The organism is Acidovorax sp. GW101-11A03, assembly GCF_059424825.1.
The window spans coordinates 64,433-76,174 of the sequence record NZ_JBWKZU010000002.1 but is presented as its reverse complement, the minus strand read 5'-3'; the positions used below and the strand labels follow the sequence as shown (position 1 = coordinate 76,174).

General features: G+C 60.7%; 10 protein-coding genes. 2 read left to right on the top strand and 8 right to left on the bottom strand.

Annotated elements, in window-relative coordinates; all coding sequences use genetic code 11:
- Nucleotides 1-219: 219 nt before the first annotated feature.
- From AC07Z7_RS01645 to AC07Z7_RS01620, 6 genes are all read right to left on the bottom strand, one after another.
- Nucleotides 220-3,390 (bottom strand): efflux RND transporter permease subunit, encoded by a 3,171-nt coding sequence (locus tag AC07Z7_RS01645; RefSeq protein WP_015012953.1) that lies wholly within the window; start codon nt 3,388-3,390, stop codon nt 220-222.
- Nucleotides 3,391-3,401: 11 nt separating this feature from the next.
- Nucleotides 3,402-3,743, bottom strand: coding sequence for a P-II family nitrogen regulator (locus AC07Z7_RS01640; protein WP_494765114.1), 342 nt, complete (start codon nt 3,741-3,743; stop codon nt 3,402-3,404).
- Nucleotides 3,744-3,757: 14 nt separating this feature from the next.
- Nucleotides 3,758-5,281 carry an efflux RND transporter periplasmic adaptor subunit gene (locus AC07Z7_RS01635; protein WP_015012955.1) on the bottom strand — a complete coding sequence of 508 codons (1,524 nt, stop codon included), beginning with the start codon at nt 5,279-5,281 and terminating at the stop codon, nt 3,758-3,760.
- A gap of 16 nt (nt 5,282-5,297) precedes the next feature.
- On the bottom strand, nt 5,298-6,458 hold the full coding sequence (locus tag AC07Z7_RS01630) for a TolC family protein (RefSeq protein WP_015012956.1): 1,161 nt from the start codon (nt 6,456-6,458) through the stop codon (nt 5,298-5,300).
- 206 nt (nt 6,459-6,664) lie between these two features.
- On the bottom strand, nt 6,665-7,063 hold the full coding sequence (locus AC07Z7_RS01625; protein WP_148279920.1) for a hypothetical protein: 399 nt from the start codon (nt 7,061-7,063) through the stop codon (nt 6,665-6,667).
- 41 nt (nt 7,064-7,104) lie between these two features.
- On the bottom strand, nt 7,105-7,443 hold the full coding sequence (locus AC07Z7_RS01620) for a hypothetical protein (protein ID WP_015012957.1): 339 nt from the start codon (nt 7,441-7,443) through the stop codon (nt 7,105-7,107).
- 157 nt (nt 7,444-7,600) lie between these two features.
- On the opposite strand from AC07Z7_RS01620, the gene AC07Z7_RS01615 reads away from it, so the two are divergent.
- Entirely contained in the window at nt 7,601-8,287 is a 687-nt protein-coding gene (locus AC07Z7_RS01615) for a heavy metal response regulator transcription factor (RefSeq protein ID WP_015012958.1), read from the top strand.
- Entirely contained in the window at nt 8,284-9,618 is a 1,335-nt protein-coding gene (locus AC07Z7_RS01610; protein WP_209818014.1) for a heavy metal sensor histidine kinase, read from the top strand. The genes AC07Z7_RS01615 and AC07Z7_RS01610 overlap by 4 nt, the downstream gene beginning before the upstream one ends.
- Before the next feature lie 81 nt (nt 9,619-9,699).
- Here AC07Z7_RS01610 and AC07Z7_RS01605 read toward each other — a convergent pair whose 3' ends face one another.
- Together AC07Z7_RS01605 and AC07Z7_RS01600 are read right to left on the bottom strand one after the other, a co-directional pair.
- Nucleotides 9,700-10,944, bottom strand: coding sequence for an MFS transporter (locus AC07Z7_RS01605; RefSeq protein WP_209818012.1), 1,245 nt, complete (start codon nt 10,942-10,944; stop codon nt 9,700-9,702).
- Nucleotides 10,945-10,947: 3 nt separating this feature from the next.
- Nucleotides 10,948-11,685, bottom strand: a complete 738-nt coding sequence (locus AC07Z7_RS01600; RefSeq protein WP_209818010.1) for an MBL fold metallo-hydrolase — start codon at nt 11,683-11,685, stop codon at nt 10,948-10,950.
- Between the last annotated feature and the right edge of the window lie 57 nt (nt 11,686-11,742).

Here is an 11,742-nt window from a genome sequence, read left to right as displayed (position 1 = left end):
TACGACGACACCCATTCGCCAGCCCTCGTTCCAGGCGAGGCGGTTTTCATACACGGGGGTTGCGCACCCGGCTAAAGCCGCTGCAGCCAATAGAGTCGCGAGCCAACTTGATCTATAAATCATGGCATTTGTACCTCTGTAAGAGAGTCACTGCAGCGCTGGCTGCAGCGAGCCTGGAAAAGATCAGGACCCAGACATTCGCCCGGGTTCTTTACTGGATCAGGCCTCGGCCAGATGACCAGATTGCACTTCCTTTTGGTGGTCCTTCTCGCGACGGCGATGCGCCATGCCGTAGAGCATGGGCAGCACCAGCAGCGTCAATGCGGTGGAAGACAGAATGCCCCCGATCACGACCGTGGCCAGTGGCCGCTGCACTTCGGCCCCGGTACCTACGGCAATGGCCATGGGTACAAAACCCAGGGAGGCCACCAATGCAGTCATAAGCACAGGCCGCAGCCGCGTCAGGGAGCCTTCGCGGATGGCGGCATCCAGTGTCATCCCATCCTCTCGGAGGCTTCGGATGTAGGAAATCATCACCAGACCGTTGAGCACAGCGACACCAGACAGGGCAATGAAGCCCACCCCTGCTGAAATCGACAGGGGAATGTCACGCAACCACAGCGCCACAACGCCGCCGGTGAGTGCGAACGGTATGCCGGTGAACACCAACAAGCCATCCTTGGCGTTACCAAACATCACGAACAGCAGGGTGAACACCAGCAGCAGCGCCACGGGGACAACAATCTGCAGCCGCTTGGAGGCTGACTGGAGTTGCTCGAAGGTCCCCCCCCACTGCGTCCAGTAGCCGCTTGGTATTTCCACCTGCTGTGCCAACTTGGTCTGGGCCTCGGCCACGAAACTGCCGATGTCCCGTCCGCGCACGTTGGCCGTCACGACCACCCGACGTTTGCCGTCTTCGCGGCTGATCTGGTTGGGTCCAGGAGCCGAAACGATGGCCGCGACATCCGACAGGCGGACAAAGCCGCGCGTACTGGAGCCTTCCGCGGCCAGCAGGCGGACCGGCAGCCGCTCAATGGCTTCGATATCGCTGCGAAGAATGTCAGGCAGGCGCACCAGAATGTCGAACTGGCGATCCCCCTCAAAGACGCGGCCAGCCTCCTGCCCACCCAGTGCGGCGGACACGCTGTCCTGTACATCGGCCACGTTCAAGCCGAGGCGAGCAGTTCTTTCCCGGTCGATCTTGATGGTCAGCATCGGTAGCCCGGTGGTCTGCTCGACCTTGACGTCCGCAGCACCAGCGATGCCTTCCAGCACCTGAGAAATCCGTTCGGCGCTCTCATTCATCTGGTCCATGTCATCGCCAAACACCTTGACCGCCACATCGCTGCGTACGCCAGATATGAGTTCGTTGAAGCGCATCTGGATCGGCTGAGTGAACTCGTAGTTGTTGCCAGGTACTTTGGCCACTGCAGCCTGCATTGCAGCAACAAGGTCTGCCTTCGTTCGCTTAGGATCCGGCCACTGGTCGCGCGGCTTGAGCATGACGAAGTTGTCGGCCACGTTGGGGGGCATGGGATCGGTGGCGATCTCGGCGGTTCCGAGCTTCGCAAACACTGCATCCACCTCGGGAAACTCCTTGATCGTTTTTTCCAGCTGAATCTGCATGCCAATCGCCTGCGTCAGGCTGGTCCCCGGGATGCGAAGCGCGTGTAACGCAATATCACCCTCATCCAAGTTGGGGACGAACTCGCTGCCCATGCGTGTCACCAGCAGCCCGGACAACAGCACGCAGGCCGCTGCAGCCGTAAGCACCAGTGGCTTTCTGTCCATCACCCAGTCGAAGATGGGGGCGTATCCGCGCTTAGCCCAGAGCATCAGGCGACTTTCGGTTTCGCTCACCTTGGAGCCGATGAAAAGCGCGACCGCAGCAGGAATGAACGTGACTGACAGGATCATGGCGCCCAGCAGTGCAATGACCACCGTGAAGGCCATGGGGTGGAACATCTTGCCCTCCACCCCGGTGAGCGCAAAGATGGGGAGGTAGACCACCATGATGATCAGCTGTCCGAACATCAACGCGCGGCGAGACTCCTTGGCAGCGGAAAACACTTCGTGGAATCGCTCGTTGCGTGTCAAAGGTCTGCCTGCAGCGGCCTGCGCGTGCGAGAGACGCCGTATGCAGTTCTCCACGATGACGACCGCGCCATCGATGATGATGCCGAAGTCGAGCGCCCCCAGACTCATCAGGTTAGCACTGACCTTGTTGCTCACCATCCCGGTGAACGTGAACAACATCGCCAGCGGGATGACCAGCGCCGTGATGATGGCAGCCCGAATGTTCCCCAGAAAAAGGAACAGGATCGCGATCACCAGCAACGCGCCCTCCATCAGGTTTTTCTTGACGGTCGCAATGGCTTTGTCCACCAATACGGTACGGTCATAGACTGTCTTGGCAATAACCCCCTTGGGCAGGCTCTTGTTGATGGCCTTGAGCCGCTTGTCCACTGCTGTAGATACGTCGCGGCTGTTTTCTCCAATCAGCATGAAGACGGTACCGAGAACCACCTCCTGGCCGTTCTCTGTGGCCGCTCCGGTGCGCAGTTCCTTACCGAGGATGACATCCGCGACATCACGGATACGGACAGGCACACCCTTGGTGGTTGCGACTACCACGTTCTGGATGTCTCCTATCGATCCCACCTGGCCCGGCGCGCGGATCAGGTACTGTTCGCCGCGACGCTCGATGTAGCCTGCACCCACGTTGGCGTTGTTACGCTCCAAGGCAGTGACCAGGTCTGCAATCGTCAATCCGTGGGCCACGAGCTTATCTGGCCACGGCGCCACCTGGAACTCCTTGGCATACCCGCCGATGGTGTTGATTTCGGTGACACCCGGAACGGTGCGCAGCTGCGGTTTGATGATCCAGTCCTGGATTTCTCGCAGATCCATGGGGGTGTACTCGCCGCCATTGGGTTTGCGTGCACCCGGCTCGGCTTCCACCGTCCACATGTAGATTTCGCCCAGACCGGTGGAAATAGGCCCCAGCGAGGGCGTCAGCCCTGCAGGGAGTCGACCACGCGCTTCCTGAATGCGCTCGCTCACCAACTGGCGCGCGAAATACAGATCGGTCCCCTCCTTGAAGACAACGGTCACCTGTGACAAGCCGTAGCGTGAGATGGAGCGTGTCTGCTCCAGCTTGGGCAGGCCCGCCATGGCGGTCTCGATGGGAAAGGTGACGCGTTGCTCCGATTCCAGCGGTGAATAGCCCGGAGCCTCGGTATTGATCTGTACCTGCACATTGGTAATGTCTGGCACAGCGTCGATGGGGAGCTTCTGGTAGTTGAAAACGCCGAACGCGGCCATTCCCAGAACCGCCAGCAGCACAAGCCATCGCTGATCGATGGCAAAGCGAATGATGCGTTCAAACATCGTGGTGTCCCTTAGAGCGCGGCATCGGCGCGTTCACCCGTGCGAGTGCGCACGACATCGACGAGTTCGACTACGCCGATCACGCCGTCGCCGCTCTGGCCGGTACGTGCCGCATTGGCAATGGCATCCACGATGCCGGGGGCATCGCCGTCGTTGCAGAACACCATCAGAACCAACTGCTGGTGGTTGTCGGGACTCCATTCGTCGTTGTCGAAGTGGTGGTCGTGACCATGCCCTCGCGGATGACCGTGGGCCGGGAAAACCGTGAACCCCGGGAGATGAGGCAGCGCGTGCAGTGCCGCTTCCACTGCGTCAAGGCGGTGGGGCCGGATGATGGCGGTGATCTGTTTCATGTGCAGCTCCTTCATCAGTGGTCGTGGCTGGCGCCGGCTTTGCCCAGCTCCGCTTTGACAACAAAGCTATTGGTGGCTGCGTAGCGATCTCCGGCCTTGAGGCCACCTTTCACCTCCACCATGCGACCGTCGCTGCGTCCCAGCTCCAGGGGCCGCGCCTCCAGGCTCTCGCCATAGCGGCCGAACACCACTTTCCAGTCCCGCAGGTCCTGCACCGCCTGAGCGGAGACTGCAACCGGCACTTCCTTCTCTTCCAGCAGCACTTCCACCGTGACGGGCAGACCGGGCCTCCACAGTCCCTTGGGGTTGGGCAGCGTGGTGCGAACCATTGCGCTGCGTGTTTGTTCGCCGACGAGCGCGCTGATGTAGGTCACCTTGCTCGTCGCGGTGGCCTCAAACGCATTGGCCCGCACCTGGGTCGGCTGGCCCACAGCCAAACCGCCAAGGTCCTGGCTCGATACCGGAGCCTCCACCCAGACAGAAGACAAATCCGAGACTGTGAAGACAGCACTGTCCTCTTTGACGGCTTCGCCCAGCGAGATGCGCTTCTCTGTTACGACGCCGTCAATGGGCGAGCGCAACTCGTATCGGGTGAGACCACCGCTTGCCGCATCGCCGCCCAGGGACGCTGACTTGCTCTGGGCACTTTGCGCGGCAATCGCCGCTTCTTGCATGGCGGACCGCGCGCTGAGCATGTCCTGCTCAGCGGTGATTTTTTCTTCCCAGAGCTTTTTTTCGCGTTCGTACGTTGTGCGCGCGAGGGACAGGCGCTGCTGTGCGGCCAGCAGCTCGGCGCGCTGGTCTGCAAGTACCTGGCTGCTGAGAATGGCCATCACCTGGCCTTTGCGGACCGTATCTCCCGCGCTGACCAGCACCTGCTCAACGAGTCCTGCCAGGCGCGGAACCATCTGCACGGTCCGGTCGCTGTTGTACTTGACCTCGCCCAAGAGGCGCAGGGTGGTACCAATCTTGGCCGGGCCTGCTACTCCCAATTCAACACCGGCTGATTTGAGCTGATCGTCAGACATCGCGATCCGCGCCTCCACCTGCTCGTACCCCAGCTCGTGGGTTTTTCCCGCGTAGGTGGCGGCAACCTTGACTTCGAATGAATGGGGTTCCTCCACCACCGCGTCTCCGAGCAAGTAGTCCTTCTCCTTGCGGAACGTGAAGGCCTGCGGCGGCTGCCCCAGCCGCAGCAAGCTCAGCTGGATCTGGCTCTGGGCGGGGTCGATGGGCTTGCCGCCCAGATAGGTGTAAAGCCGAAACTGAGGCTCCACTCCGGTCTCGAAGATGGTGACTTCCACGGCGTAATCACCGGATTTCAGGAGCTTGCCGCCGTGGGGGCCCTTGGCGGGCTTTTCGGCTTCAGCATGTTTGTCGTCATCCTTGTGTGCCTCGCCAGCTTCTGCTTCCTGGTGGCCGTGCTCGTCACCACCGCTGGAACTCTTCTTCCCACTGACGATGAAGGCCCCGAGAACGAGGGTAACGATGAGGACGGCCGCGATGGCCAGCCATTGCTTCTTGGGTTTGGTAGTCATGAATGTGCTCCGGAGTTCAACGCGCACTGGTCAGCGCGTCAGTGCCCAAAATTCGATGGAGTTCGGCGCTTGCGCGATGGGCTTCTGCAAGGGCTTTGAGGTACTGGCTGCGCGCCTGGAGAAGCGTGCGCTGGGCGTCCAATGCCTCCAAGAAACTGAACTTTCCCAGCTCGAACCCTTTGGTGGCGGCGTCATAGGCCGACTGGGCTCCGGGAACGACATCCGCAGCAAGCGACTGTGCTTCCGCGCGGGCACTGGACAGGCGTTCACGCGCCTGGAGCGCCTCACTTTCCAGCTGCATGCGCGTGGATGCCAGTTCCAAGCGCGCCTTGTCTTCGCGCTTGAGGGCTTCCAGGATGTTGCCTTCGTTGCGGTCAAACAAGGGAAGCGGGATCGATAGTCCGATCACCGCCTGGGTACGGCCTTGCTCCTGATCGCGTTTGGCGCCCAGGCTGACCGTGATGTCCGAGATGCGCCGTGCGTTCTCCACGGCGGTAAGGGCTTGCCGGCGTCGAACTTCCATCTCTGCGCGCTGCAACGCGGGCGATTGATCCAGCTGTGCCTGAAACCCCTCATAGTTCTGGATCGGAGGCAAATCGTCGAGCCGACCTTCCAGTACAAGGGGCCCCAGGGGACTGCCCATTGCGCTTGCAAGGCGCGCACGGGCGGCACTGGATTCCGAACGGGCTTGCGCCAGTTCAATGCGCACATTGGCCTCGGCAACCTTGGCCTTGGTTTCTTCGACAGGAGACAATTTGCCAGCTTTCACGCGCTGCGATGTCGCCAGGCTTGACCTCTGGGACAACTCCAGCGCCGCCTCGGCGAGACGCAGACGCTCCTGGATGGTGAGCACGTCAAAGAATGCCGTCACTACCGCTGCGGCAATGGCATGGCGGCGCGCAGACAGGTCTGCCCGGGCTAGCTCGGCGGCCCTCTCAGCCGCCGTCATACGGGCCTGCCGCTTGCCACCCAGCTCTATGGGCTGATTGATCTGCACTGTGGTCGTGCGCGATGGGCTTTTGGTGCCTTCTTGTGTGAAGGACAACTCGGGATTGGGGCGTGCGCGGGCCTGAAGGCTCGCGCCGCCCAGCGCTTGCACTTCAGCATCGGCAACGGCCAGTTCGGGATGGTGCGCCAGCGCCTGCTCTACAGCCTGCCGAAGGGAGAGTTGCCCCATGCCCAAGCTTGGCCGCTCAGGTATTTGAACTACTGCAGGTGCAGATATTGGGGGAGTGCCCTGGGCAAATGCCACGGGCACAAGAAAAGCCGCTCCCAAGAACGGCAACAAAGGGTATCGCATCGAATTCTCCGCTGATCACTGAAACAGGAGGAATTCGGCGAGATGGGGGGCGACGCTCGCCCCCTTGCTAGGTCAAGAAGCGTTCAAACATGCCCAGGCCCTTCCCGCCGAAGAGTTTCAGCGAGGGCCTTGGGAGGGCGTTCGAGTCCTGATGTCGTTGCTGTGGAGAAATCCACGCTCAGCTCAGGCGGGGATACGGAGACAGTCCCCACGAGGAATGGCTGCACGAAGAGTGAGGGGAATGGGTAGGCACCCGGCAGATGATGGTGGTCCGCATTCACTGAACCACCAAGGGACTCCCCATCGAGGGAGACATGATCGCTTCCCGGTTCGGCGGACGCATCTTCCACGTGCTCCGCTTCATGGTGGCCCCAGTGCGACGTGCCTTCTAATTGCTCATGGATGCAGGTTGCTGCCGCCGCGCTCCAGGAAAACTGGAAGGGCAGCAGCACCATCAGGCAGATGAGGAAGGCGCGGCGCATCGGGGCGAGTGTACCTGTCGGTGATCACTGCATGCCAATGCTCAGCCGCCTGCGCCGTACATTTCCTGCAGGCGCTGCTTTTCGGCAGCGGACATGCCCAGGTACTCTTGCTGCACTTGGTCACGAGTTTTGGCTGGGCCGGTTGCCTTGATGGGTAGCGCCCCCCCACGCGACAGGACCGCCAGTGTTCCATCCTTGCGTGCGGCTTCCACGGACTGCATCACTTCACCACGGGATTTGGTGCTTTGAACATGATCAGGGTGTGTGGTGTAGCCGACTTCACCACCCGTGGGGTGATACAGCGACGAGGCAGAGGCCAGGCCAGGGGCGACGATCATCAGGGCGGCCAGTGAAAAATCTAGGGATTTACGAGTAGTCATGGGTGCGTCTCTTGGTTCAAGTGAGCCTTTGGCGACTTGCCTCGGCTATGCCTTTCGACATGGAGTGCACTTTAGAAAGCGGCCCACGACACTGCGCCAACAGCCAGATGACAAATTCGTAATCTACGGACGCCCCACATTCTTCGAGAATCGGCGTATGAAAATTCTTCTCATCGAAGACGAAGTGAAGCTGGCCGAATACCTGCGAAAGGGTCTTGGGGAAGTCGGTTACGTGGTGGATGTTGCGCACAACGGGGTAGACGGTTTGCACATGGCGCTGGAAGGCGGACATGACCTGCTTGTGCTCGACGCCATGCTGCCGGGCATCGACGGCTTCAGCTTGCTGACCGCTTTTCGTAAATCCAGGCAGACACCGGTACTGATGCTGACGGCCCGGGTCAGCGTGGAGGACCGGGTACTGGGACTGCAAACCGGCGCAGACGATTACCTGGTCAAGCCCTTTGCGTTTTCCGAACTGAATGCCCGCATCCAGGTCCTGCTCAGGCGTACCCAGGGCGCGAGGGACACATCCGAACCCGCGCAGCTGCGCCTGGCTGACCTCGAAGTGGACTTGGTACGGCGCAAAGCCTCCAGGAGTGGCCAACGGCTGGATCTGACATCCAAGGAGTTCCTGCTTTTGACGCTGTTCCTACGGCGCAACGGTGAGGTGCTGTCTCGCACCGAGATTGCCGAACAGGTGTGGGACATGAACTTCGACAGTGACACGAACGTTGTGGAGGTCGCGATACGTCGCCTGCGCAGCAAGTTGGACGTTCCTTTTGAGAGACCACTGCTTCACACCATCAGGGGCATGGGCTACGTCATGGAAGAGCGCAACGCATGAAGGTACTGGACCGCCATCGGTCGTTGCGCCAGCGGCTGTCGTGGTGGCTGGCGCTGCAGAGTTTTGCCGGACTCGGGTTGGTCTGTCTGGCCGTCTACTTGGTGACGGAGTTCAATTTTCGTGACCGCCAGGAGGAAACGCTGGCGCAAAAGGAGAACGTTATCCGGCACCTTCTGGCGGATGGCAAGGAGCACCGGGATTCGGAGGACCTGACTCACAAGCTCGATGACTTTCTGGTGGGGCACGGGGATCTTTCTCTCGAAGTTCTGCAGTCCGACGCAGTTGTGCTCTACACGCACACTCGGAACCAGAACTCGCATACAGTGCTGCGCCAACGGCAATTCGAAGTGGCACAAGTCGATGGCTTGGCGTCAAGGGTATTGCGCGTGCAGCTGTCGCTGGACATACAAACCGACAACCAGTTGCTGCATCGGCTCGCAGTCACTTTGCTCGTGGCTGCAATTGGGGGCGCGATCGTGGTGTCGCTGGGAGGATTTTCCCTGGTCAACCTCGGGCTGGCGCCAGTGCGAAGGCTTGCCAGTCAAACACGTGCACTGTCTGCGGATAGCCTGCATCAGCGGCTCGACGGCGGAGAGCAACCCCTTGAACTCGTGCCACTAATTGACCAGTTCAATGCACTGTTGGCACGCATCGAGAAGGCCTATTCACAGATGGAGGGCTTCAATGCGGATGTGGCGCACGAGTTGTGCACACCGCTGGCCACGCTGATTGCCAACAATGAATTGGCACTCCGGCACCCCGACCAAGCGGACATGCAGGAGGTCATCGCATCCAATCTGGAGGAGCTGCATCGCCTGACGGGCATTGTCAACGACATGCTGTTTCTATCCCAGGCGGATCGCGGTGTGGGTGCGCGCCGTGCACCAGTGTCAAGCCTTGCGTCGTTGGCTGCGGACGTTCTGGACTACCACGAGGCGTCGCTGGCTGAGGCGGGACTCACGGCCAAGGTGGTAGGAGACGTGCAAGGCGCCTTCGACGCCCCTCTGCTGCGTCGGGCGTTGTCCAACCTGCTGGGAAATGCCACGCGGTACGCAAGGCCGGGTTCGATTGTTCAAGTGGGTTTCAAGGCGATGGAAGAGGACCGTGTGCTCATCACCGTCACCAACTGCGGCGACATGATTGACCCCGAGATACTTCCGCATTTTTTTGATCGATTCTTCCGCGCCGATCCAGCCCGCAGCCATGGGCAAAGCAACCATGGGCTCGGCCTGGCCATCGTTGGTGCAATTGCCCGCATGCACCAGGGCAAGCCCGTCGCATGGTCAGACAGTGGGGTGACAAGCGTTGGTATGGAGATCAGCGCCAATTGATGCCGGTCACCCTGCCTGACTGTTTGTGGGCCGCATCATAGCGAGGGCAGCTGAAGCCCAGCATCTTCGGCTTGTGCTCACTCATGCTTTTTCAGCAGCGAGTGTTTCGTTCATCCGCACAGCAGCGATCACACCTGACAGCAAGGTGATGGCCGCGACCAACCACACTGCGGCGGCCAACCCAAAAAGGTCCGCCGTGATACCCGCCAGGAGCGCGCCGACCGCGTAGCCCAGATCGCGCCAGAGCCGGTACACACCCACCGCAGACGCGCGCCAGGCAGGATGGGCTACATCTCCGATGGCCGCCAGCAAGGTGGGATAGACCATTGCAGTGCCGAGCCCGAGAAGGACTGCGCCAAAGCCGAATCCCAGAAAGCCTGCACTCAGCGCGGTGACGGCAACACCCACCGCCTGCACCCACATTCCCCAAACGATCAGTTGTTTGCGTCCGATGCGATCAGACAGCGCTCCCGTGAAAATCTGCGCCATTCCCCAGACAGCCGGGCAGATTGCGGCGAGCGTGCCAATCTGCGCCAAGCTCATGCCAGCAGCGGCAAAAACCAGGGGAAACAGGCCCCAGGCCATGCCATCGTTGAGGTTGTTGACGAGGCCTGCCTGGCTGATGCTGGAGAGGTTTTTGTCGGTCAGAGAGGCGCGGCGGAAGATGTCCCCCTGGCTGGGCAGTGCCACATCGTGGCCGGCATGGTGCGTGCGCACTTCTTGGGCCACATAGTGCCGGGTCTCGCGGACCGCCAGCACCGAGAGCGCCAGGCCAAACAGGACATAGGCCACACCAAGGTAGAAAGGTTGCGGGCGCAGCCCGTAGTGGGAGGCTAGCCAGCCGGTGGCGAGCGCACTGCCCGCCACTGCGAAGTACCCAGAAAACTCATTGAGACCCATCGCAAGGCCACGCTGCTTGGGCCCCACAAGATCAATCTTCATGATGACGGTGGTAGACCAAGTGAGGCCCTGGCTCACCCCCAGCAGCACATTGGCCGCGACGATCCAGTTCCAATCGGGCGCCCACATCAGCATAAAGGGCACAGGGGCTGCAACAAGCCATCCAGCCACCAGGACATGTTTGCGGCCATAGCGGTCGGAAAGTCGTCCCGCAAAGTAGTTGGTCAGCGCCTTGGTGATGCCGAAGACGACGATGAACGACAGAATCGCCGCCCGCGCCGCAATGTGGAACTCTTGCTCGGCGATGGCCGGAAGAATGCTGCGCTCCAGGCCCACCATCGCGCCGACGAAGGCATTGACCAGGACCAGCAAAGAGAACTGGCCCAGGTTTTCACGCAACCCCAGGCGGACGGTGGCCGTGTGCATCGTTCAGCCCTCCATACCGAGGTTGAAACGCACCATCGCATCCATGGCGGCCGGTCGCGGGGTAATCTCTTGCGTCAGGAAGCTGATGAAGGCGCCGCGCTCCATGGTCAATGCCGGATTCCAGCGTTTCTCGAATCCCAGCGTTGAAGAGGGCTTGCCAGACAAGCCCGCACCACAGGCGCTGCCAGCCTGGTGCCCCGGATAGATTTCGATTTCGTCAGGGAGCGACAGAAGCTTGGTGTGCAAGGTGTCATAGAGAACACCCGCCATCTGCTGCTCCTGTCCAGCCAAGTCAGGCCGACCAATGGCGCCAACAAATAGGGTGTCACCGGTCACGACGAACCAGGGAGCCTCACCGCGCCGCTTGTCGGTGACCAGCAGACACAGGCTGTCCGGCGTATGCCCTGGCGTGTGCAGAACCTTGACTTTGACATTGCCGACATCGAGCAGCTGTCCGTCCTGCAATGGCAGAAAGTCGTACTGCACCTGACCGTGATTGGATTCGTGCAGGCAATAGGGGGCATGAACCTTCTGGGCCAACGAACGACCACCCGAGTAATGATCGGCGTGGACATGGGTGTCGATGACGTGGGTGATTTCGACATTGGCTTCACGGGCCGCCTGCATGAACCAATCCTCGTCGCCAGCCACTACGTCGACCGCGATGGCCTTGGCCTGTCCAGCGCAGCCGAAAAAGTACGACAAGGAGGACTCCTTGGTCGCCAGTTGCTTGAAGAACATAGGTGCCTCCTTAAAAAACGAGAACTTGTCGGCCTTTGCTGTCCAGGCGATCAGTTC

Bases quoted from the DNA above. Each gene is read 5' to 3' on its own strand.
- AC07Z7_RS01600 (WP_209818010.1), bottom strand. From the start codon at position 11,685: ATGTTCTTCAAGCAACTGGCGACCAAGGAGTCCTCCTTGTCGTACTTT.
- AC07Z7_RS01615 (WP_015012958.1), top strand. From the start codon at position 7,601: ATGAAAATTCTTCTCATCGAAGACGAAGTGAAGCTGGCCGAATACCTG.
- AC07Z7_RS01635 (WP_015012955.1), bottom strand. From the start codon at position 5,281: ATGACTACCAAACCCAAGAAGCAATGGCTGGCCATCGCGGCCGTCCTC.
- AC07Z7_RS01640 (WP_494765114.1), bottom strand. From the start codon at position 3,743: ATGAAACAGATCACCGCCATCATCCGGCCCCACCGCCTTGACGCAGTG.
- AC07Z7_RS01605 (WP_209818012.1), bottom strand. From the start codon at position 10,944: ATGCACACGGCCACCGTCCGCCTGGGGTTGCGTGAAAACCTGGGCCAG.
- AC07Z7_RS01645 (WP_015012953.1), bottom strand. From the start codon at position 3,390: ATGTTTGAACGCATCATTCGCTTTGCCATCGATCAGCGATGGCTTGTG.
- AC07Z7_RS01610 (WP_209818014.1), top strand. From the start codon at position 8,284: ATGAAGGTACTGGACCGCCATCGGTCGTTGCGCCAGCGGCTGTCGTGG.
- AC07Z7_RS01630 (WP_015012956.1), bottom strand. From the start codon at position 6,458: ATGGGGCAACTCTCCCTTCGGCAGGCTGTAGAGCAGGCGCTGGCGCAC.
- AC07Z7_RS01620 (WP_015012957.1), bottom strand. From the start codon at position 7,443: ATGACTACTCGTAAATCCCTAGATTTTTCACTGGCCGCCCTGATGATC.
- AC07Z7_RS01625 (WP_148279920.1), bottom strand. From the start codon at position 7,063: ATGCGCCGCGCCTTCCTCATCTGCCTGATGGTGCTGCTGCCCTTCCAG.